We start from the raw sequence: 21,910 nt of genomic DNA, 5'->3' as shown, positions 1-21,910 counted from the left end.
GGCTATTGTAGAGTCGAGCTTGCTCGACTGCTCGAGAAGCGTGCCAACCAAGGTTGGCACCCACCAGAGCGGTAGGCAGGCGCCAGGAATCCGGGGGGCGGCCAGCGGCCGGCACTACCGCCCCAGCCGCTGGTCCCGTGCCCGCTGGTCGGCCATCGCCTTGTCCAGCTCGACCTGCAGCGCCGGCTGCTGTACGGCAGCCTCCAGCACATAGACCTTCACCCCGTGCGCCGGCACTTCCGCCGTCAGCGCCTCCTTCACCTTCAGCTCGCCGCCGTCCAGCGCATCGCGCCAGCGACCGGCCTGAACGAAGCGCGTCACGCTGAAGGCCTTGGCCCGGTCGCCCTTGTTCAGCAGCACCAGCGCAGTCTGTGCCACATCGCCGTGCTGCAGCACCCGGAAGAACACCGCCTCGTCGCCTTGCAGGCGCTCGTTGACCTGCAGGCCGCGCTGCAGCGCCGGGGTGGCCTCACGCAGCCGGGCGATGCGCTGCAGCGGCGCGAAGATCGGGCTCTGCGGCGCAGCGTCCACACGCGGCTGGCCGAAGTAGGCACGGTTGCCGGCATGCTCGGCGCGGCCGCGCATGAATCCGGTTTCCGAACCGTAATAGACCACGGGGATGCCGCGCGCGGTGAACAGCCAGTTGTGCGCATCGATGAAGCCGGTGTCGCTGGCCTGCAGGCGTGGCATGTCATGGTTGTCGTAGAAGCTCATCAGCTCGTACGGGTTGGCGTACGGCCCACCGCTCAGGTGCAGCGGCTCGGCCAGGGTCTCAAAGCCCTTTCCTGCGGTGCCGAAGGTCTGTTCCAGGGCACCGCGCAGCGGGAAGTCCAGCACGCTCACATTGGCGTTGGCCGGCCAGGTGTGCTCGGCAATGCGCGCGGCATCGTAATCGAACGCTTCGCCGAACATGAACATGCCAGGATGCTCGGCGCGGATGCGCTTGACGAAGGCATGCCACCACGGATGCGGCAGCCAGCCGATGGTGTCGATGCGCAGCGCGTCCACGCCCTGCGCGGTCCACTGCAGGTAGGCGCCGACCAGGTAGTCCATCACCGCCGGGTTGTCCTGGTTGAAGTCGGACAGCTCGGCGAGATTGCCATCGAAGATCGAACCGTCCTTGCTGTCGACCGGGCCGATGCTGTTGTAGAACGCATGCAGCGGATTGTGCTTCGGGTCCAGCTTCTGCGGCGGCAGGTTCTGGTGGTCGGCGATCAGCTTTCCGTCCTTGTCGAAGATCTGGCCGAACTGCGGCTGCCGCGTCGGCATGGTCCAGGCCGGCGAGCCATGGTTGCCGACGATGTCCAGCACCACCTTCAGGCCGGCGCCGTGCAGGCCCTTGGTCAGCCCGGCGAAATCCAGGTCCTTGCTGGGGAGGTGCTCATCAAGTTTGTAGAAGTTGATGCCCCAGTAGCCGTGGTAGCCGGTCTTGCCACGGTCGGTCAGCGTGCTGGTGCAGCTGATCGGCTTGCTGCCGGTGAAGGCTTCATCGGGGTTGTCGACGATCGGCGTGATCCACACCGCGCCGAAGCCAAGATTGCGGATGTACTGCGCATTGTCGAGCACGCCGCGGAAATCACCGCCGAGATAGCCGATGTTGCCGTCCACCTTGTCCGGGCACGGCACCGGGATATCGAAGGTACGATGCTTGCCGCCCTGGTCGCGATGATCGTTGGACGGGTCGCCGTTGACGAAACGGTCGGTGACCACGAAGTACACCGCATCGCTGGCGAACGGCTCGGTGGTACCCACGTAATCCGGGCGCGGCGCAGCCGCCGCATGGCCGGCCAGCAGCACCAGGGAAACAGCAACAGACAGCGCACCACGCATCACACCACCTCCGGACGGGACGGGACCCGCAGCACGCACAGGCCGGCGACGAACAGGCTGCAGCCACCCAGCACCAGCACATGCATTGGCTGGCCACCCAGCCAGGTACGCAGGGCAAAGCCGAGCGCACTGGCCGCGACCAGCTGCGGGATCACGATGAAGAAATTGAAGATGCCCATGTACACGCCCATCTTCGACGCGGGCACACTGTCGGACAGCAACGCATAGGGCAGCGACAGGATCGATGCCCAGGCGAAGCCGACGCCGACCATCGACAGCAGCAGCCAGTGTGGATCGCGGATGAACATCAGCGAGACCAGCCCGGCACCGCCCAGCCACAGATTGACCAGGTGGCTCCAGCGCAGGCCGATCATCCGCACCATCGGCGGGATCAGTACCGCAGCCAGCGCGGCGAAACCGTTGTAGGCACCAAACAGCACGCCCACCCAGTTGGCGCCTTCGTTGTAGGCCACCGACTGCGGATCGGTCGAACCGAAGTGGGTACCGGCCACCGCGGCGGTGGTGTAGATCCACATCGCAAACAACGCGAACCACGAGAAGAACTGCACCCACGCCAGCCGACGCATGGTCACCGGCATCGCGCGCAGGTCGCCGACGATGGCCGCCAGCATGTGCGTGCCCGGCAACGCGCGCACCAGTGCCAGCAGCAGCCCGTAGCCGGCACACAGGCCGGCCAGCACGTACAGCATCTTGTCGCCCTGGCGCCAGGCGATCAGCAGCGCCAGCAGCACGCCTGTTCCCAGCCACAAGGCCATCTGGCCCCACGGTGCGGGCCCGGTGACTGCAGTGCTGGCATGGTGCGCCGGTGGCTCGGCATCCTCGAAGCCGGTCAGTTCCGCCGGCGAATACTCGCGGGTGCTGACCACCGTCCAGGTGATCGCCGCCAGCAGCACCACTGCGCCGAAGTAGAACGCATAGCGCACCGTATCCGGCACTTCACCAGCGACGGCCGTATTGGCCACGCCGAAGTGGGCCAGGATGAACGGCAGGAAGCTGGCGACAATGGCTCCGACGCCGATGAAGAAACTCTGCATCGCGTAACCCGCCGGCCGCTGCCGCGGTGCCAGCTGGTCACCGACGAAGGCGCGGAACGGCTCCATCGATACGTTGATCGAAGCATCCAGCACCCACAGTGTGCCGGCGGCGATCCACAGCGTGGGCGAGTTCGGCATCACCAGCAGGGCCAGCGTGGTCAGCACCGCACCGATCATGAAGAACGGACGGCGGCGGCCCCAGCGCGTCCAGGTGCGGTCGGACAGGTAGCCAACCACCGGCTGCACCAGCAGGCCGGTCAGCGGCGCTGCGATCCACAGCCCGGGTACCGCGTCCATGTCCGCGCCCAGGGTCTCGAAGATGCGGCTGGCATTGGCGTTCTGCAGGGCGAACCCGAACTGGATGCCGAGGAAGCCGAAACACATGTTCCAGATCTGCCAGAACGACAACTGTGGCTTGGCAGGACGGTTCATTGTGCGTCCTCTTCCGTTGCCACCTGGGCGACCTTCAGCGCCTGCACCTGGGCCTGGTTGAGCACGCCCTCGCGGCCGCCCTTGCCCCCGGTGTAGTGCGCGAAGTGCTGCAGCGCGCTCATGTTGAAGCCCTCTTCAAGCGTGACCATGCACTGCCCCCTGGGTACCGTGAACGTAGCCGAGGTCGAATCCTGTACGGCCACGCTGTGCGGCATCGTGACCGTCTGTTTCTGCATAGGCTGGCCCGGGCAGTGCAGCACCAGCTGCTTCACCGCCGCGGTGACGCCGGTGTTGATCGGCCCGTTCAGATTGCTGTACTGCAGGCGCAGGCGCACCCGCCCGGCGTTGGCCGAAGTGAACTGCCAGCGCTGCTCGCCCTGCAACAGCTGCTGCGGACCGACGCAGACCGTCGGGCCGTGCAGTGATTCCAACGCACCCTCGCGCCGGGTCAGGCTGAGGCAATGTTGCAGGCCATCGTCGCTGACGCGCACCTGGCCATTGCTGGCGGCGACCTGCTTGCCGTCCATCCACAGCCGCTGATCGGCCGCCACCGGCACGATCCAGCCGGCGCCGGCGCGCGTGGCCTGCGGTGCAGGCGGCGTGGCCGGCGCACGGGCATTGGCGTCGGCGGTCATGCCGCGGCCTCCCGCCGCGGCCGGTGCGGCCACCAGCTGCACCGTGGTCGTGTTGCCGTGGGTCTGCGTGCTGCTGGCTACCAGCAGGCCATCGCCCAGCGACGCCGGGCGCTCCAGCACGTAGCGCTTGGCGCCGGCTTCCAGGCTGATGCGACGCTGTGCGCCGAACAACTCCGGCACCAGTACCGCCGGCAGCTTGGGTTGCATGCGGCCATCGTCCTGCACGCCGAACACGCCCTCGATCACCATCGACAGATACCCGGCCACCGACCACAGCTGGCGCTCGGAGTTGACCACCGGGCCACTGAGCTTGCCTTCATCGACATGCACGGCCTGGCTGACCAGCTCGTAGTTCTCCATGTTGGAACCGGCCAGCGCCGCGCCCTGCATCAGCGATCGGATCTCGGCGGCAATGCGCGGTGCATCGTCCAGCTGGCGCGCGGCACGCAGCGAGTAGGCGCTGACGAATGGCCAGATCGCGCGGTTGTGATAGATCGGCTGCTGCGCTTCCTGCGGCCAGACCACCGGGCTGCCGGCCGGCCCCATCGGGTACGTCGCCAGCGCGCGCCGCGCGCGCTCGGCCGGCAACACCTCGGCGAGGATGCCGAGCGACAGGCCCAGCAGATCGACCTTGGCGTACGGCACCGGGTGCGCGGCTTCGCCGATGTAGCTCATGTACTGGCCGATATCCTCGCGCCAGAAGCGCGCATCGATCTGCTTCGCCAACGCATCGGCCCACCCCTTGTAGTCCGCCGCGCGGGCATCGCCGTGCTGGCCAGCCAGGCGCTCGGCCAGGCGCAGCGCCTGGTAGTGCAGCACGTTGGTGGACAGTGCATACGAATCACCGATGAAGCGCACGTCCTCGCGCGTCCACTCCGGATAGGTCTGCTCGCGCCAATCGAGGAACGAGGTCTCGCCACGGTACAGGCCCATCTGCGCGTCGAACACCATCGCGCGGTCCTGCGCCAGCGTGCCCTGCAGCGCCTGCCAGACCTGGTCGGCAAACGCGGGATCGTCCAGCAGATGACGTGCAGCCAGGAACCACACCACGCGGTCGCTGCTGATCGGCCAGCTGCCGCCGGACCCGGTGTCCTGCGCGACGAACAGGCCGGGCGTATGCCCATCGCGCGCGGCCGACAGCTTGAATTGCAGTGATTGCCGGGTGCGCTTCGGGTCCAGCCGTGCCAGTGCCAGGTCGGCGGCGAAGCTGACATCGCGCGTCCACACATAGGGCCAGCGCGCGCCGGTCTGGAAGCATTCGCACGGTACCGGTCGGCCCTCGTCGAATGCGGGATCGCGGATCGCATCCACGCGATCCTGGTCCATCTCCTGTTGGGCCAGCGCGAACAGCGCATCGAACATCACGCTGCCGGTCTGGCTACGCATCGGCATCGGCGCGATATGCACTTCACCCTTCGGCGCATGCAGCACGAAGCTGCCGCCGGCAGCGGCTTCGGCGCGCGCCCGGCGGCCGTCCAATTGCAGGTCGGCCGCCTGCGCGGTCGAACCCAGCGCTGCCCCCAGGGCAGCGGTCAGGCAAATGATCTTCAGCATCGAAGCGGCGGACCGGCTTGCGCCCGTCGGCCTCCCTCCCTCTCTGCACGCGTTGTAGGTCCGCACCATCGTTGCCGACGGGCGGGCACGGCTCCTCCCTCAAGGTGCCTTGGCCCCATGGTAGACGCGGGGCTGTCGGCTGCGTCCGGCTGCATACGTATTCATGGCGTCGTGCGGTAGCGCACCTGTCGCACTGGCTTATGGTCCGGGTCTGCCAACGGCGCCTTGGGAGGGGAAATGCCGATGTCACCCACTGCTGTACGGCCCGTGCTCGCGCTCGTGTTCGGCCTGGCGTTGCTGGCAATGGCCGCGTTGGCGCAGGCCGCGCCGCAGGCCGTCAGTGTCGAATCGCCGGGCAAGGTGCTCAAGGCCAGCCTGGTACTGGACGGCGGCACCGCCCGCTACCGCGTCGAGCGTTTCGGCGAGACCGTGGTGGAGGATTCGAAGCTCGGCTTCGCCCTGCGCGACGGCCGCCTGGACCGTGATTTCACCGTACTCGGCCAGCAGCGGCGCAGCGTCGATGACAGCTGGGAACAACCCTGGGGCGAACGCCGGGTCACCCGCAACCACTTCAACGAGCTGACCGTGCAGCTGGCCGAGACCAGCGGCAGCAAGCGCCGGCTGGATGTGGTGTTCCGCGTCTACGACGATGGCCTGGGCTTCCGCTACGTGTTCCCCGAGCAGCCGAGCCTGCGCGAGGCGATCATCGATGACGAGCTGACCGAGTTCGCCATTGCGCCGGAATCGACCGCCTGGTGGATTCCGGCCGGCGAACCGATCCACTACGAATACCTGTACCAGCGCACGCCGCTGAATCAGGTGCCGCTGGTGCATACGCCGATGACCCTGCGCAGCCGCGACGGCCTGCACGTGGCGATCCATGAGGCGGCGCTGGTCGACTACGCCGGTATGTGGCTGCGCCGCACCGAGGGCCAGCGCCTGCGCGCGCAGCTTTCGCCCTCGGCCGAGGGTTGGAAGGTGCGCCGCGCCCTGCCCTTTGCCACGCCGTGGCGCACGCTGCAGATCGCCGACCGTGCCGGTGGGCTGGTCGAATCGGACCTGATCCTCAACCTCAATGAACCCAATGCGCTGGGCGACGTCAGCTGGGTGAAACCGGCCAAGTACCTGGGCGTGTGGTGGTCGATGCACCTGGACAACGAGAGCTGGGCGAGCGGCCCGAAGCACGCGGCCACCACCGCGAAAACGAAGAAGGTGATCGACTTCGCCGCCGCGCACGGTTTCCGTGGGGTGCTGGTGGAAGGCTGGAATCCCGGCTGGGATGGCATGTGGGTGGGCAACGGCTACGACTTCGACTTCACCCGTGCCACGCCGGACTTCGATATCGAGGCGCTCTCGGCCTATGGCCTGAAGAAGGGGGTGCACCTGATCGGGCACCACGAAACCGGCTGTGCCATCGAACACTACGAAGACCAGCTGGATGCCGCATTGGACCTGTACGCACGGCTGGGCGTGGACCAGTTCAAGACCGGCTATGTCTGCGATGACGGCCAGGTTGACCGTCGCAATCCAAGCGGCGGCCCGCTGTGGCGCGAGTGGCACGACGGGCAGTTCATGGCCCGTCACCACCTGAAGGTGGTGCAGGAGGCTGCGCGCCGGCACCTGTCGGTGAACCCGCATGAGCCGATCAAGGACACCGGCCTGCGCCGCACCTACCCGAACTGGATCTCGCGCGAAGGCGCACGCGGCATGGAGTACAACGCCTGGGGCCAACCTCCGAATCCACCCGAGCATGAGGTCAACCTGGTGTTCACCCGCATGCTGGCCGGGCCGATGGACTACACCCCCGGCATCCTCAGCCTGAAGGGCCGCCACGGCCAGGCCATTCCCAGCACGCTGGCGCGGCAGCTGGCGCTGTACGTTGTGCTGTACAGCCCGATCCAGATGGCCGCCGACCTGCCCGAGCACTACCTGCAGCACCGCGAGGCGTTCCGCTTCATCGAGGACGTGGCGGTGGACTGGGAACAGAGCCGCGTGCTCGATGGCGAAGTGGGCGACTACGTGACGATCGTGCGCCGCGATCGCAACAGTCGCGACTGGTTCCTCGGCAGCATCACCGACGAGCACGGCCGCGTGCTGCCGGTGTCGCTGGGATTCCTTGAGCCGGGTGTGCGCTACCGCGCCGAGATCTACCGCGATGGCGTGGGTGCTGATTTCCGTAGCAATCCATTCGCGTTCGCGCGCGAAACCCGTGAGGTGACCAGCGCCGACGCACTGACGCTGGTGCTGGCACCGGGGGGTGGGCAGGCCATCCGCTTCACTCCGCTTTGAATGCCCCGATGGCGCCGGCCGCTGGCCGGCAATCCGATGCACGTGATTGCCGGCCAGCGGCCGGCACTACCGCACGTGCGGTCTGAAAGCGATTACACCCCTGCAAACGCCATTGAATACGTATGCAGGGTGATTCCCGCGAAGAACGCGCTGCCTACCATAGCGGCGACGACAGCGGCCACCGCGTCGCACGTCCACGGTCACTCCGGGACGTCCACGAATCGATCTGCAACATTGCCTGGGAGGGGAAAATGTTGAACCACAAGCGCAGTGCGCTGAGTCTCGCGCTGGCCGTTGTGCTGGCGCCGACGCTGGCGTCGGCACAGTCCACGCAGAGCACCACCACGCCGGCCGCCACCGCCGCCACCAACCTGGATACGGTGCAGGTCACCGGCATCCGCCGCGGCATCGAGAGCGCGATCGCGGTCAAGCAGGACGCCACCTCGGTGGTCGAAGCGATCTCCGCCGAAGACATCGGCAAGCTGCCCGACGTCAGCATCGCCGAATCCATTTCGCGCCTGCCCGGCCTGGCCGCCCAGCGCGTGGCCGGCCGTGCGCAGGTAATCAGCGTGCGCGGCCTGTCACCGGACTTCGCCACCACCCTGCTCAACGGCCGTGAAGTGGTCAGCACCGGCGACAACCGCGGCGTCGAGTTCGACCAGTACCCGTCCGAACTGGTCAACGGCGTGACCGTGTACAAGACCCCGGATGCCGCGCTGGTCGGCCAGGGCCTGTCGGGCACCATCGACATGCAGACCGCACGCCCGCTCAGCTTCGGCGAACGCGTGATCGCAGTCAGTGGCCGCTACCAGAAGAGTTCGCTGGGCCGCGCCGCCAACGTCGACCCGTATGGCAACCGCTTCAGCGCCAGCTACATCGACCAGTTCCTGGACAAGACCCTGGGCATCGCCATCGGCTACGCGCACAGCGACATGCCGATCCAGGAAAACCAGGTCGGCCTGTACGAGCCGTGGACCACCCAATTCACCAATGATGGCAAGCGCCCCGGCGTTACCGCAGGCACCTACTTCTCCGATGGCATCAAGGCGCTGCGCCGCACCGGCAACAACAAGCGTGACGGCGTGATGGCCACGATCCAGTTCCGGCCGAACAACAGCTGGACCAGCACCTTCGATGCGTTCCACACCGAAGCCGAGCAGATTGACACCGCCAACCAGTTCGAGCTCAACCTGAGCAACTACAACGGCAACTACCTGCCTGGCCTGCTGATCAGCAACCCGCAGATCAACGCGAATGGCTCGTTCACCGGCGGCACCGCCAGCGGCGTGTACCCACTGGTACGTGGCATGTACAACAAGCGCAAGGACAAGATCGATGCGTTCGGCTGGAACAACGAGTTCAACTTCAGCGGCGTCAAGCTGGTCGCCGACCTGAACTACTCCAAGGCCACGCGCGATGAGCTGAACCTGGAAAACAACCTGCAGCTGACCCCGATGCCGCAGCTGGATACGGTTGGTGTATCGATCCGCCAGAACGGTTTCTCGCAGATCAGCCCGGGCCTGAACTACTCCAACCCGGATGCGTTGTTCCTGACCAACACCATCTACGGTTCCGGCTACGGCAAGGTTCCGAAGGTAGAAGACCGCCTGAAGGGAGGCAAGCTGGCCGCGACGATTGCGCTGCCCGATGCCATCGCCTCATGGGCCCCGGATATCGACATCGGCGTGAACTACGCCGACCGCCGCAAGGTGAAGACGCAGTCCGAAGGCAACATCCTGCTCGGTGCACAGGGCGATGCCAACATCGCCTCGGACCTGCAGTATCGCCCGGTCAATCTCGGCTTCGCCGGCATCGGCTACATCCCATCATGGAATGTGCCGGCTGCGGTGGGGCGCTACATGACCTTCAATCCGGTCGACAATCTGGACTACCTGATTCCCAAGTCGTGGACGGTACAGGAAAAGATCACCACCGCCTGGGCGCGCCTGAACATCAACACCGACATCGGCGAAGTGGGCGTGCGCGGCAACATCGGCGTGCAGATGCAGCACACCGACCAGAGCTCGGACTCGCGCTACTGGGACAACTCGCAGCCGGCGGGCAGCAACATCCAGCCCTACTCCGCAGGCCGCAAGTACAACGACTGGCTGCCGAGCTTGAACCTGGCCTTCATGTTCCCGCACCAGCAGACACTGCGCTTCGCCGCCGCCAAGCAGGTCGCGCGCCCGCGCGTGGACCAGATGCGTGCCGGCCTGGAATTCGGTGTGGATACCAGCAACGGCCGCCCCGGTGGCAGCGGCGGTAATCCGCTGCTGGACCCGTGGCGTGCCACCGCACTGGACCTGTCCTACGAGAAGTACTTCGGCGAGAAGGCCTACGTGGCTGCGGCCATTTTCTACAAGGACCTGAAGAGCTACGTCTACACCCAGTCGGTGGACAACTACGACTTCAGTGGGCTGCTTGGCAACTACGTACCACCGCCGGGCATGATCGCGCCGGTACAGACCGTCGGCACGTTCTCGACCCCGCAGAATGGCAAGGGCGGCACGTTGAAGGGCCTCGAACTGACCGCGTCGTTCCCGCTGGACATGCTGACCGACAACCTGCGCGGCTTCGGCGTGCAGGCCAGCGCGACCTTCAACAAGAGCGACATCACCATTCTGGATCCGGAGAGCGCATCCAGCGTGGGTTCCGATCCGATCAGCCTGCCGGGCCTGTCCAAGCGTGTCTACAACTTCACCGCCTACTACGAGCGCAGTGGCTTTGAAGCACGCGTGAGCCAGCGCCGCCGTTCGGACTTCATCGGTGAAATCGGCAACTTCAACGGCAACCGCACCCTGCGCTACGTGGTGGGCGAGAACGTGACCGATGCGCAGGTGAGCTATACCTTCAGCGACAGCAGCGCCCTGCGTGGCCTGACCCTGCTGCTGCAGGGCAGCAACCTGACCAACGAGCCGTACCGCACCTATGCCGGCAGCAAGGACCGCCCGCTGGAGTACATCGAGTGGGGCCGCACCTACATGCTCGGCGTGAACTACAAGTTCTGACCTGGCCAAGGTAGTGCCGGCCGCTGGCCGGCAACACAAGGGGAGCAGGACCGCAAACCCGCTGTGCAGGCAGCGGGTTTTCTTTTATATGAGTGCCGGCAGTTGGTCGGCAAGGCCTATCCACGCATGGCGTGGATCTACCCAGCGACGCCCCCATCGGTAGCTCCACGCCATGCGTGGATGCCCTTCACCGCAATCCCACCCACAAAAAAGGGACGGGGCGCTTCGGCCCCGTCCCCGCAAGTACCGCCACCGGAGAAAACGGTCAGCTGCGTCGGGCGCAATACACCGCACGCGGCGGCAGCTGGAGTTCATTGCCCTGCACCGTGCCCGCATCCGGGCCCGGCACCGCCACCTGCTGCCAGTTGCCCGGCGGCAGCGGATGGCTCACCGCCTCGGCCGACAGGTTGAAGGCCAGCAGGAGGGTTTCATCTGCAAGCATACGCTCGAACAGCAGCACTGGCTCGGCACTTTCGATGAATCGGATGCTGCCGTGCAGGAGCGCCGGCTGGCCACGCCGCCAGGCCAGGAAGGCCCGGAACGCCGCCAGCACCGAGTGCGGGTCGCGCTCCTGCACCGCCACCGCCGCGGCGCGGTGCTCGGCCGGGATCGGCAGCCAGGGCTGGCCCGAGGTGAAACCGGCCAGCGGCGCGTCGGTCCACGGCAGCGGGGTGCGGCAGCCATCCCGCCCCTTGAAGTTGGGCCAGAAGGTGATGCCGTAGGGGTCCTGCAGGGCCTCGAACGGCACCTCGGCCTCGGCCAGGCCCAGCTCCTCGCCCTGGTACAGGCAGACCGAGCCACGCAGCGAGCACAGCATCGCCACCAGCATCCGCGCCAGGCGCGGGTCGGCCGGATGGCCGCCCCAGCGGCTGACCGCCCGTTCCACGTCGTGATTCGAAACCGCCCAGCACGGCCAGCCTTCGGTCATCGCCGCTTCCAGGCGCGAGACCGTGTCGCGGATGTAGGCCGCGCTGTAGTCGTCCACCAGCAGCTCGAAGCTGTAACCCATGTGCAGGCGGCCGTCGCGGGTGTACTCGGCGGTGGTCGCCAGCGAGTCCTCCGAAGAGATCTCGCCCAGGCTGACCGCGCCCGGGTACGCGTCCAGCAGCGCGCGCAGGCGCTCCAGCAACGGCAGGTTCTCCGGCTGGGTGTTGTTGAAGTAGTGGTACTGATAGGCGTACGGGTTGTCCGGGCTGAAGCCGCGGCCCACCCGCTTGTCGGCGGGCTTGGGCGGGTTGTCGCGCAGCTGCGCGTCGTGGAAGCAGAAGTTGATCGCATCCAGGCGGAAGCCGTCCACGCCACGATCCAGCCAGAAGCGCACGTTGTCCAGGGTCGCCTGCTGCACGTCCGGGTGATGGAAGTTCAGGTCCGGCTGGTCGACCAGGAAGTTGTGCAGGTAGTACTGCTCGCGGCGCGGCTCCCACTGCCAGGCACCGCCGCCGAACAGCGACAGCCAGTTGTTGGGCGGCGTGCCGTCCTCGCGCGGGTCGGCCCATACGTACCAGTCCGCCTTGGGATTGCTGCGGTCCTGGCGGCTCTCGCGGAACCAGGCGTGCTCGATCGAGGTGTGGCTCAGCACCTGGTCGATCATCACCTTCAGGCCCAGGCCATGGGCCTTGGCCAGCAGGCGATCAAAGTCGTCCAGGCTGCCGAACAGCGGATCGACGTCGCGGTAGTCGGCGATGTCATAGCCGAAATCGGCCATCGGCGACTTGAAGAACGGTGAGATCCAGATCGCGTCCACGCCCAGCGTGGCGATGTGGTCCAGGCGCTCAATGATGCCTGGCAGGTCGCCGACCCCATCGCCGTTGGCATCGAGGTAGCTGCGCGGGTAGATCTGGTAGATGACGGCTCCGCGCCACCATGGATAGTGCGACATCGACAGCCCCCCTCCGGGCATGCGTGACCCGCCGGAAGCGGGCCGAAATCCTGTTCCGGCAAGCTTAGCGGTGGCCTCCACGGCATGGCGCAACCTGCATACGTATTCACGCAGGCAGCCGGCCGGGCCGGCCCAGGCCTGCCGTCCGCCCCGGTTTGCGCCCGAATTCACAGCCAGCGCCTATAATCGGCGGTGAGCCTGAAAGCCTGATCGCATGACCATCACCGAAGACACCCGTCCCGCCCTGGGCCTGCCCCAGATCCAGTCGCTTGCCGCGGCCGACATGGCCGCCGTCGACGCCCTGATCCGGCGCCGCCTGTCCTCGGACGTCGTGCTGATCAACCAGATCGCCGACCACATCATTTCCGCCGGTGGCAAACGCCTGCGCCCGATGCTGGTGATGCTGGCCGGCCACGCGGTCGGCCACGCTGGCCCGGACCACCACCAGCTGGCGGCGATCATCGAGTTCATCCACACCTCCACCCTGCTGCATGACGACGTGGTGGACGAATCCAACCTGCGCCGTGGCCGCCGCACCGCCAACGCACTGTGGGGCAACGCGCCGAGCGTGCTGGTCGGCGACTTCCTGTACTCGCGCAGCTTCCAGCTGATGGTTGAACTGGAGCGCATGCCGGTGATGCAGATCCTGGCCGATGCCACCAACCGCATTGCCGAGGGTGAAGTGCTGCAGCTGCTGCACGTGCACAACCCAGATACCGACGAAGCCGCCTACCTGCGCGTGATCGAGCGCAAGACCGCGGTGCTGTTCGCTGCCGGCACCCGCCTGGGTGCGCTGGCCAGCGGTGTGGACGAAGCGACCCAGCAGGCCCTGTTCGACTATGGCATGCACCTGGGCTACGCCTTCCAGATCGCCGACGACGTGCTGGACTACTCGGCCAACGCCGACGAACTGGGCAAGAACCTCGGTGATGACCTGGCCGAAGGCAAGGCGACGCTGCCGCTGATCCACGCCATGGCCCACTCCGATGACGCCACCCGCGAGCGCCTGCGCGCGATCGTGCAGGACGGCGATGCCTCGGCGATGCCGGAAGTGCTGGCCGCGATCCGTGCTACCGGTGGCCTTGAGTACAGCCGCCGCCGTGCCGAGGAATACGCCGAAGCCGCCGAGCGCGCGCTCGATGGCCTGGCCGACAACGATGCGGTTGCCGCGCTGCGTGGCCTCGCACGCTACGCGGTGCAGCGCTCGCATTGATGCAGGCGTGCCGACCAACGGTCGGCACCTAGCGCCGCTGTGGGTGGGTGCCGACCGTTGGTCGGCACGCCTTTCTTTACAGGAAACGTTCCTCGAAGAACTCATCCAGCGCCTTCCACGCCCGCTTTGCCGCCCGTTCGTTGTATTGGCAGCCCGGCGGGCTGTTGGCATCGCGCTCGGCGAAGCAGTGCACCGCGCCGCTGTAGTTGGTGAATTCCCAGTCGACCTTGGCGGCGTTCATTTCCTTCTGGAAACCGGCGATGTCCTCGGCGGTCACGCTGGTGTCGTCGGCGCCGTTGAGCACCAGCACCGACGGGTGGCTGCCACCGGCCTGTGCCGGCAGTGGCGAACCCAATCCGCCGTGCAGGCTGACCACGCCGGCCAGCGGCGCACCGGCACGGGCCAGCTCCAGCACCGTGGTGCCCCCGAAGCAGAAGCCCACCGCACCGATCCGGCTGGCATCCAGCGGCACCTTGCCGGCCTGTGCCTTGAGCACGTTCAATGCCTCCAACGCGCGTGCGCGCAGCAGGGGCCGGTCGTTGCGCAGCTTGGTCGCCACCGGGCCGGCCTCGGCATCGGTCTTCGGCCGCACGCCCTTGCCGTAGACATCGGCCACCAGCACCACATAGTCATCGCCGGCCAGCTGCTTGGCCTTCTCGACCGCCGATTCGTTCACGCCTTTCCAGTTCGGCACCATCACCAGGCCCGGGCGCTTGTCGTGCTCGCCATCGTCATAGACCAGCACACCACTGAAGGTCGTACCCTGGTGCTTCCATTCCACCGGCTGCGTCTTCATCGCCGCCCACGCCGGCATCGCCGCCAGCCCCAGCATCACCGCCACACCGCATCGCCAACGATTCATGCGCCTGCTCCGCAAAAAAGGGGACGGAGGGGATTAAGCCGTATTCACCCCTCCCACGTCGCATTCTGCATTGGCGACGTGACGCAGGTGTGGTTGGATACGACTTAATCCCCTCCGTCCCTTTTTTCTGCATGAACCTTGCTGATCGCTTTCTGTCCGGACTGATCCCACGCCTGGCTGCCGATGACGCCCCCCAGTGGGCCCATGTCCGGGGCGCCAGCGCCGACGACCTGCAGCGCCTGCGCGCGCGATGGCCACAGGTGCCGGACAGCCTGGTGGTACTGCTGTCGCGCGTGGATGGCACCCACTTCCGCGAGTACCCCGGTGGCGAGGTCTGTGTACTGATGCTCGGCTCGGACGTGGAAGACGGCGGCTATCCGTACTACCTGCGCTCAGTCGCACAGATCTTCGAAGACCAGCAGCAGTGGGACGACAGCATCCGCTCGATCTACGAGGAATGGCTGGATGACGAGCCGGAAATCCTCGGCGATGGCATCGATGCCGACCTGCCGATGAGTCGCCGCCTGTGCTTCTCGCACTGCATGAACAACGGCGGCACCTCGATGCTGTACCTGGATTTCGATCCCGCGCCGGGTGGCCGCGTGGGCCAGGTCGTGCGCTACCTGCACGACCCGGACAGCTACGCGGTGATCGCGTCCAGCTTCGATGCGTACCTGCAGCAGCTGATCGACGGCGACTACGCGTTCATCGAAGACGAACAGTAGATCCACGCCATGCGTGGATGAATTTCTGCGGAGGTTGCCGGCCAGCGGCCGGCACTACCTTCAAGCAATGCCCAGGCCCGGAATCGCGCTGATGCTGTCCGGGTCGAAGCCGGCCAGTTCGGCGAAATGGCGGCCACGCGCCACGTAATCACGGTAGGCACCAAAGCTCGGTGCGCCCGGCGACAGCAGCACCACGCCGCCCTGCTCGCCCAGCGCCGTGCGTGCCAGCGCCATCGCCTCCGGCAGATCAGCGGCCGCGTGCAGGCCGAAGCGACCGGTATCGGCCAGCGGTTGCAGCATCGCGTGGATGCGCGGGCCATTGCTGCCCATGGTCACGATTTCCACCGGCGGCACGTCATGCGCCATGTGCTGCATGAAATCGGTCCAGTCCAGGCCACGGTCGTGCCCGCCCACCAGCAGCGCGATGCGCTGGCCGGCGAAACACTCCAGCGCCGCCAGGCTGGCATGCGGTGTGGTGCTGATCGAATCGTTGACGTAGGTCAGGCCATCGGCCACGCCGATGCGCTGCAGGCGGTTCGGCAGCGGGCGGAAATCCTGTACCGCCGGCGCCAGCGCCACCGCGTCCAGTCCCAGGGCTTCCAGCGCGGCCAACACCGCGCACAGGTTGCCGCGGTTGTGCCGGCCCGGCAGTGGCGTGTTGCGGGTATCGAACACAGGCTGCTCGCCCCGATGCACGACATCGCCACGCATGTGCCAGCCCTGCGCCTGGTTGAACCAGACCACCTCGCTGTCGGGCAGCGACAGCGCGGCCAGGTGCGGATCGGCGGCATTGAGCACGGCGATGCGCGGCGCGGCTTCGGTGACCAGCCGCAGCTTGTCTTCGATGTAACGCTGCTCGCTGCCGTGCCAGTCCAGGTGTTCCGGGAACAGATTCAGCACCACCGCCACCTGCGGATGGGCGCCACTGCGCGCCACTTCGCCGGTCTGGTAGCTGGACAGCTCGACGGCCCAGTACTCGGGCGCCGGCTGCGGGTCCAGCACTTCCAGCAGCGGCAGGCCGATGTTGCCGACCAGGCCGGTGCGATGCCCCGCCGCGCGCAGCAGGTGCGCGACCAGCGCGGTGGTGGTGCTCTTGCCCTTGGTGCCGGTCACGCACACGGTGTCGTGCACGATGCCGTCGTCGGCCGCGTGTTCGGCAAACCACAGCGCGGTGCCGCCGATGAAAGACGTGCCCTGCTCCGCCGCTGCCAGCGCGATCGGCTGGTAAGGGCTGATGCCGGGCGACTTGATCACCACATCGAACGCTGCCAGCGCTTCAGCCGACGGCTCACCACGCACCTCCAGCGCGCCCTGCGTTTCCGCACGCGCGGCCTCGGCTTCAGCAGCCGGACAGAACAGGCTCAGCGGCAGCGACGGCAACCGCTCACGCAGCACGGCGAACGCCGCACGGCCCTCACGACCCCAGCCCCACAGCGCAACGCGCTTTCCCTCAAGCTTCGAAATCTTCACGCACCCGTTCCCACAGCGCGGCCGGGACACGATGCTCGCCCTGCAGCTGCAGCAGCGGCGCCAGTTCCAGTTCGGCGGCGTCCAGCTGCGGCTGGATCTCGTTGCAGAAGCGCTTCACCAGCACGTCTTCCTTCCATTCCGGGCGCTGCGCCAGCGTCGCCATCGCCGCACGCGATTCGCGGCCTTCGCCCACGCACTCGAACGGCTTGTGGTCCTGGAATTCCAGCAGCGCGTCGAAGCCACCGGCCTGCTCGGCATCATCCAGCAGGTTGCGGCCGAAGATGCGCACCAGGCGCGTCTTCGGCATGAACGGGGCCAGCGCCAGGAACACGAAGTGGCACTTCGGGCAGACGCCGCACCAGCGGTTCACCGGGCGCTCGCCGAGGATATGGAAGTTGCGGTTGCAGCTGGAGAAGTGCGCGTCGTAGAAATCGGTCTTGGCGAACTGGCGGGCCACCGCCAGCTCCGACATCGGCCGCAGCAGCGAGTAGTAGTGCAGGTCCGCGGCAACGTGCGCCTGCACATGGCTGCCGAACGCCTGCTCGAATGCCCAGCCCTTGGACCACTGGTGGTTCACTTCACCGGTGCCCGGAATCTGGCTGCCATAGCTGGCCGAGCGTTCGTTGGAAAACACCACCTGGTCCACGCCCTGCAGCAGCGCGGCCAGCACCATGATCGCCGAGTTCACCGCCGTGACCGGGATATGACCGTTCCAGGCGCCCTGGCGGTTGAGTTCGAACAGTTCCGGCGCCAGCGCACGGCCCAGGTTCAACGTCGGCAGGCCGGTACGCTCGGCACAGGCGCGGATCAGCTGCGAGCCCCCGATCCAGGTCACCGTCTCGTCCACGCCGGCACGGCGCAGCGCTTCGATGCTGACCAGCGAATCCTTGCCGCCACCGATGGCCACCAGCGCGTGCGGCTGCAGGCCCAGTGCCGGCGCCTGCACCGCTTCGCCCTGTACCGGCAGGCGGAAGCGACCGCGCAGGTTCAGGCCGTTGCGGTAGGCGAATTCGCCCAGGCCGTTGAGGTAGACCGTCTCCACCAGCGCCGCGGTGTCGGCATCGATGGCGTAGCTGTCGATGCTGACCGTCTCCGGCACGCCCGCCTTGTAGTAGCTGACACCGGCAATCAGGTGCAGCAACTGCAGCGCGCGCTGCACGGCAGCGGCACGCGCCTCGTCCAGCACGAACGGCGCGCCGGGCACGGTGATGGTTTCCACCATCTCCGGGCCGTCATCAAAGGCGTAGACCAGCCTGGCCACGCCGGTATCCGCAGCGAATTCGCAGCGGACGAAGCGGAAGCGGGAAACCTGGTGTTTGTCAAAAGCAGTCATGGTGTATCCGGTCAGGCACGGGCCCGCGCGATGGCGCGGAGCGTGTCGGTGGGCGGGTGCAATGCGCGGGTGGCGATCATTCGATCACGTCTTCGCGCGGCATCGCCCGCTGGTTGTAGGTGTTGGACATCACATAGCCGTAGGCACCGGCATCGGCGATCAGCATCACATCGTCCGGTGCGGTCGATACCGGCAGCTTGCGGCGCTTGCCGAACACATCGCTGGATTCGCAGATCGGGCCGACCACATCGAACGCGGCTTCGGCATAACCGCCCTGGCGGCTGAGATTCTCGATGTCATGCCAGGCGTCGTACAGCGCCGGGCGCATCAGGGTGTTCATGCCGGCGTCCAGGCCGACGCGGCGCACGCCGTCCTTCTCCACCACCTGGGTGGCATGGGTCAGCAGCACGCCGGATTCGGCCACCAGGTAGCGGCCCGGCTCGATCGCCAGGCGGAACGCCGGGTGCAGCGCCTTGACCTCGGCCAGGCCCTCGGCCCAGGCGTCCAGGTCGAACGGTTCGTCTTCATCACTGTAGGGAATCGGCAGGCCACCGCCGATGTCGATGGTCTGCACGCTGCCGATGCGACGGGCGAAACCGGCCAGCTCGTCGCACATCAGGCGCCAGTGCTGCGCGGTCTCCACGCCGCTGCCCAGGTGCGCATGCAGGCCGACCACGCGGCTGCCCAGCTCGGTGGCCGCACGCACGAACTCGTCGACGCGGGCGATCGGCAGGCCGAACTTGGAGTCCTTGCCGCCGGTGCGGACCTTGGCATGGTGGCCTTCGCCACGGCCGAGATCGACGCGCAGCCACAGCTCGCGGTTGCGGAACAGGTCCGGCCAGCGCTGCAGTGCTTCAACGTTGTCGACGGTGACGGTCACGCCCAGCGCAAACGCCGCTTCGTACTCGCTGCGCGGGCAGAAGCTGGGGGTGAACAGCACGCGCTTGGGCGACAGCTCCGGCAGGTGCTGGAACACATGCTTCAACTCGCCGTGCGAGACACATTCCAGGCCGAAGCCTTCCGCCTCCAGCAGCTGCAGGATGGCCGGGTGGCTGTTGGCCTTGATCGCGTAGTAGCGCTGGTCGATCGGCTTGATCGCGGCCAACGCGCGGGCGCGGGCGCGCACCGTCGGCAGGTGGTAGACGTAGCGCGGCGTACCGGCATCGGCCAGCTGCAGCAGGTGCGCACGCTGGCCGCGCCACCACGGCGTGCCACGCGGGCGCACGGTGCCGGCGATCTCGCGCCAGCGCGGGCCGAACACTTCGGTCTCTTCCACCGGCATCGCGCCGCTGTCGATCAGCTCGGCATGCAGGATGGGCAGCAGGCCATCGGCATCGGCTTCGTCGATGACGAAGGTCAGGTTCAGGTCATTGGACGACTGCGAGATCATGTGCACGCGCTCGCGGCCGAAGGTGGCCCACACGTCCGACAGCTTGTGCAGCAGCGAGCGCATTCCACGGCCGACCAGGGTGATCGCCGCGCACGGCACGATCACCTTCACCTTGCAGATCTGCGACAGGTCGGCAGACAGCGCGGCCAGCACATCGGTGTTGACCAGGTTCTCGGACGGGTCCAGCGACACGGTGACGTTGGTCTCGGCCGAACCGATCAGGTCCACCGACAGGCCATGCTTCTTGAACAGGTTGAACACATCGGCCAGGAAGCCGACCTGCTGCCACATGCCGATGCCTTCCATCGACACCAGCACGATGCCGTTGCGGCGGCTGATCGCCTTCACGCCCGGCACCGGAGCCGCACTGCCATCGATGCTGGTACCCGGCAGCTGCGGGCGTTCGGTATCGAGGATGGCCATCGGCACGCCGGCGTCACGGCAGGGCTTGATCGAGCGCGGGTGCAGCACCTTGGCGCCGGTGGTGGCGATTTCCTGTGCTTCGTAATAGTCCAGGCGGGTCAGCAGGCGCGCGTCCGGCACATCCTTGGGGTTGGCGCTGAACATGCCCGGCACGTCGGTCCAGATTTCCACGCGGCTGGCGCCGAGCAACGCGCCGAAGTACGCCGCCGAGGTGTCCGAGCCACCGCGACCGAGAATGGCGGTACCGCCGTCGGCATGCCGCGAGATGAAGCCCTGGGTGATCAGCAGGCGGGTCGGCTGCGCGCGGAAGCGCTGCATCCAGTCTGCGTCCGCGCGCCACTGGCAGTTCACCGACAGCCGCTGCGACCAGTCGCTCTGGTTCGGCTGCGGCGGCATCGCGTCCAGCCACTGGCGGGCATCCATCCAGCCCATGTCCAGGCCCGAGGCGTGCAGATAGGCCGCGCCCAGCGTGGAGGACAGCAGCTCGCCCTGGCCCAGCACGTCGGCCTGCCAGTCCAGCGGGCGGGTGGCCGCACGCGGATCATCCAGCAGGCCCTGCAGCGCGGCCAGGCGCTCGGCCAGCACCTCGCGGCCCAGGCCCAGCTCGACCAGGAAGCCCTCGTGGCGCTCGACCAGTGCCGCCACGCGGTCGCGGCTGTCCGGCGCACCGTCGGCGATCGCGGTCAGTTCGTTGGTGACCCCGGACAGCGCCGAGACCACCACCAGCACGCGCGAACCGGTTTCTTCCGCACGTTTTTTCGCCAGCTTCCCGATCGTGTCCCAGCGGTGGCGACGCGACACCGAGGTGCCGCCGAACTTCAGTACGATCCAACGATCGACAAGGGGGGAAGCTGACATGGATAGGCTATGTGTAATGTGGGGGAGCCGCCCGAGGGGGCGGAACCTTCGATTCTAAGCCCAATGGACCCGCCGATGGCCGCCTTCCGCTACCTGCAGCTCGATGTCTTCGCCCCCCACCCCGGCAGCGGCAATCCGCTGGGCGTGGTGCTGGGCGCCGATGGGCTCTCCAGCGCCCGCATGCAGGCCCTTGCCGCGTGGCTGAACCTGTCCGAGACGGTGTTCTTCCTGCCGCCCAGCGCCCCCGGCGCCGACTACCACATCCGCATCTTCACCCCGAACAGCGAACTGCCATTCGCCGGCCACCCCAGCGTGGGCGCGGCCTGGGCTGCAGTCACCTGCGGCCTGGCAACGCCGCGCGACGGCGGCGCGCTGGTCCAGCAATGCGCGGCCGGCCTGCTGCCGGTGCGGGTGAGTGGCGCGGCCGCGGCGCCGACCATCGAACTGGCCAGCCCGCCGGCACAGCGCCTGCCGACCGACCCGGGCCAGGTGCCCGGGCCGCTGTTGGCGCTGGCAGCCGCCGGGCATGCGCCCGAACTGTGGGACAACGGCCCGCGCTGGTGGCTGCTGCCGCTGCGCGACGCCGCCGCCGTGCGCGGACTGGCCCCGGACATGGCCGCCCTGCGCGACTGGACCAATGCCACTGGCGCAACCGGCGTCGCGGTATTCGCCGACGAAGCCGCAACGGACCATGCCCGCGTCGTGCGCGCGTTCTGCCCCGGCGATGCGGTGAACGTGCCCGAGGACCCGGTCACCGGCAGCGCCAATGCGCTGATCGGTGCTTGGTTGCGCGAGCGCGTCGTGCTGCCCGGCGGCAGCGGCGCCTATGTCGCCAGCCAGGGCCGCGAAGTCGGCCGCGACGGCCGCGTCCATGTCCGCGTGGATGCCGACAGCACGGTGTGGATCGGCGGCCAGGTGCAGCCGGTGATCGACGGCCAGATCAGCTGGTAACGC

The 21,910-nt window shown here is 67.3% G+C and carries 13 protein-coding genes; 5 read left to right on the top strand and 8 right to left on the bottom strand.

The window, feature by feature from the left end; translation table 11 throughout:
- Nucleotides 1-114: 114 nt before the first annotated feature.
- The 3 genes from VN11_RS05660 to VN11_RS05650 are packed head-to-tail and all read right to left on the bottom strand — an operon-like array spanning nucleotide 115 to nucleotide 5,506.
- Nucleotides 115-1,830, bottom strand: a complete 1,716-nt coding sequence (locus VN11_RS05660) for an alpha-amylase family glycosyl hydrolase (RefSeq protein ID WP_053449056.1) — start codon at nucleotides 1,828-1,830, stop codon at nucleotides 115-117.
- Nucleotides 1,830-3,317: an MFS transporter gene (locus VN11_RS05655; protein ID WP_053449055.1), complete on the bottom strand. Its 1,488-nt coding sequence runs from the start codon at nucleotides 3,315-3,317 to the stop codon at nucleotides 1,830-1,832. Before VN11_RS05655 ends, VN11_RS05660 begins: the two co-directional genes overlap by 1 nt.
- Complete coding sequence (locus tag VN11_RS05650; protein ID WP_053449054.1) at nucleotides 3,314-5,506, bottom strand: Six-hairpin glycosidase-like protein; 2,193 nt, start codon at nucleotides 5,504-5,506, stop codon at nucleotides 3,314-3,316. Before VN11_RS05650 ends, VN11_RS05655 begins: the two co-directional genes overlap by 4 nt.
- Before the next feature lie 237 nt (nucleotides 5,507-5,743).
- Here VN11_RS05650 and VN11_RS05645 point away from each other — a divergent pair, with 237 nt between their 5' ends.
- The gene (locus tag VN11_RS05645) at nucleotides 5,744-7,795 is read left to right on the top strand and encodes a glycoside hydrolase family 97 protein (RefSeq protein WP_053449053.1); all 2,052 of its coding nucleotides are present in this window, start codon (nucleotides 5,744-5,746) and stop codon (nucleotides 7,793-7,795) included.
- Nucleotides 7,796-8,046: 251 nt separating this feature from the next.
- Complete coding sequence (locus tag VN11_RS05640; RefSeq protein WP_053451256.1) at nucleotides 8,047-10,803, top strand: TonB-dependent receptor; 2,757 nt, start codon at nucleotides 8,047-8,049, stop codon at nucleotides 10,801-10,803.
- Between the two features lie 265 nt (nucleotides 10,804-11,068).
- Here VN11_RS05640 and VN11_RS05635 read toward each other — a convergent pair whose 3' ends face one another.
- On the bottom strand, nucleotides 11,069-12,682 hold the full coding sequence (locus tag VN11_RS05635; RefSeq protein ID WP_053449052.1) for an alpha-glucosidase family protein: 1,614 nt from the start codon (nucleotides 12,680-12,682) through the stop codon (nucleotides 11,069-11,071).
- 214 nt (nucleotides 12,683-12,896) lie between these two features.
- On the opposite strand from VN11_RS05635, the gene VN11_RS05630 reads away from it, so the two are divergent.
- Entirely contained in the window at nucleotides 12,897-13,895 is a 999-nt protein-coding gene (locus tag VN11_RS05630) for a polyprenyl synthetase family protein (protein ID WP_053449051.1), read from the top strand.
- Nucleotides 13,896-13,971: 76 nt separating this feature from the next.
- Here VN11_RS05630 and VN11_RS05625 read toward each other — a convergent pair whose 3' ends face one another.
- Nucleotides 13,972-14,757 (bottom strand): dienelactone hydrolase family protein, encoded by a 786-nt coding sequence (locus VN11_RS05625; protein WP_053449050.1) that lies wholly within the window; start codon nucleotides 14,755-14,757, stop codon nucleotides 13,972-13,974.
- A gap of 131 nt (nucleotides 14,758-14,888) precedes the next feature.
- On the opposite strand from VN11_RS05625, the gene VN11_RS05620 reads away from it, so the two are divergent.
- Nucleotides 14,889-15,482: an SMI1/KNR4 family protein gene (locus VN11_RS05620; RefSeq protein WP_053449049.1), complete on the top strand. Its 594-nt coding sequence runs from the start codon at nucleotides 14,889-14,891 to the stop codon at nucleotides 15,480-15,482.
- Between the two features lie 60 nt (nucleotides 15,483-15,542).
- Here VN11_RS05620 and murD read toward each other — a convergent pair whose 3' ends face one another.
- The 3 genes from murD to VN11_RS05605 form a co-directional block, all read right to left on the bottom strand.
- Nucleotides 15,543-16,952, bottom strand: a complete 1,410-nt coding sequence (gene murD, locus VN11_RS05615) for a UDP-N-acetylmuramoyl-L-alanine--D-glutamate ligase (RefSeq protein ID WP_053449048.1) — start codon at nucleotides 16,950-16,952, stop codon at nucleotides 15,543-15,545.
- Complete coding sequence (gene murL, locus VN11_RS05610) at nucleotides 16,933-18,285, bottom strand: UDP-N-acetyl-alpha-D-muramoyl-L-alanyl-L-glutamate epimerase (RefSeq protein ID WP_053449047.1); 1,353 nt, start codon at nucleotides 18,283-18,285, stop codon at nucleotides 16,933-16,935. The genes murD and murL overlap by 20 nt, the downstream gene beginning before the upstream one ends.
- Nucleotides 18,286-18,361: 76 nt before the next feature.
- A complete protein-coding gene (locus VN11_RS05605) occupies nucleotides 18,362-20,956 on the bottom strand; it encodes a bifunctional aspartate kinase/diaminopimelate decarboxylase (RefSeq protein ID WP_008265224.1) in 2,595 nt (864 codons plus the stop codon).
- A 75-nt stretch (nucleotides 20,957-21,031) separates the two neighbouring features.
- Here VN11_RS05605 and VN11_RS05600 point away from each other — a divergent pair, with 75 nt between their 5' ends.
- A complete protein-coding gene (locus tag VN11_RS05600) occupies nucleotides 21,032-21,907 on the top strand; it encodes a PhzF family phenazine biosynthesis protein (protein ID WP_053449046.1) in 876 nt (291 codons plus the stop codon).
- Nucleotides 21,908-21,910: the final 3 nt, after the last annotated feature.

Source organism: Stenotrophomonas maltophilia, from assembly GCF_001274595.1.
Lineage (GTDB): Bacteria > Pseudomonadota > Gammaproteobacteria > Xanthomonadales > Xanthomonadaceae > Stenotrophomonas > Stenotrophomonas forensis.
The sequence above is the reverse complement of the archived record's forward strand: the minus strand, read 5'-3'. Positions and strand labels throughout refer to the sequence as shown.

Coding starts and splice junctions, on each gene's coding strand:
- VN11_RS05630 (WP_053449051.1), top strand. CDS start 12,897: ATGACCATCACCGAAGACACCCGTCCCGCCCTGGGCCTGCCCCAGATC.
- VN11_RS05635 (WP_053449052.1), bottom strand. CDS start 12,682: ATGTCGCACTATCCATGGTGGCGCGGAGCCGTCATCTACCAGATCTAC.
- VN11_RS05620 (WP_053449049.1), top strand. CDS start 14,889: ATGAACCTTGCTGATCGCTTTCTGTCCGGACTGATCCCACGCCTGGCT.
- VN11_RS05605 (WP_008265224.1), bottom strand. CDS start 20,956: ATGTCAGCTTCCCCCCTTGTCGATCGTTGGATCGTACTGAAGTTCGGC.
- VN11_RS05645 (WP_053449053.1), top strand. CDS start 5,744: ATGCCGATGTCACCCACTGCTGTACGGCCCGTGCTCGCGCTCGTGTTC.
- murL (WP_053449047.1), bottom strand. CDS start 18,285: ATGACTGCTTTTGACAAACACCAGGTTTCCCGCTTCCGCTTCGTCCGC.
- VN11_RS05660 (WP_053449056.1), bottom strand. CDS start 1,830: ATGCGTGGTGCGCTGTCTGTTGCTGTTTCCCTGGTGCTGCTGGCCGGC.
- VN11_RS05625 (WP_053449050.1), bottom strand. CDS start 14,757: ATGAATCGTTGGCGATGCGGTGTGGCGGTGATGCTGGGGCTGGCGGCG.
- VN11_RS05600 (WP_053449046.1), top strand. CDS start 21,032: ATGGCCGCCTTCCGCTACCTGCAGCTCGATGTCTTCGCCCCCCACCCC.
- VN11_RS05655 (WP_053449055.1), bottom strand. CDS start 3,317: ATGAACCGTCCTGCCAAGCCACAGTTGTCGTTCTGGCAGATCTGGAAC.
- VN11_RS05650 (WP_053449054.1), bottom strand. CDS start 5,506: ATGCTGAAGATCATTTGCCTGACCGCTGCCCTGGGGGCAGCGCTGGGT.
- VN11_RS05640 (WP_053451256.1), top strand. CDS start 8,047: ATGTTGAACCACAAGCGCAGTGCGCTGAGTCTCGCGCTGGCCGTTGTG.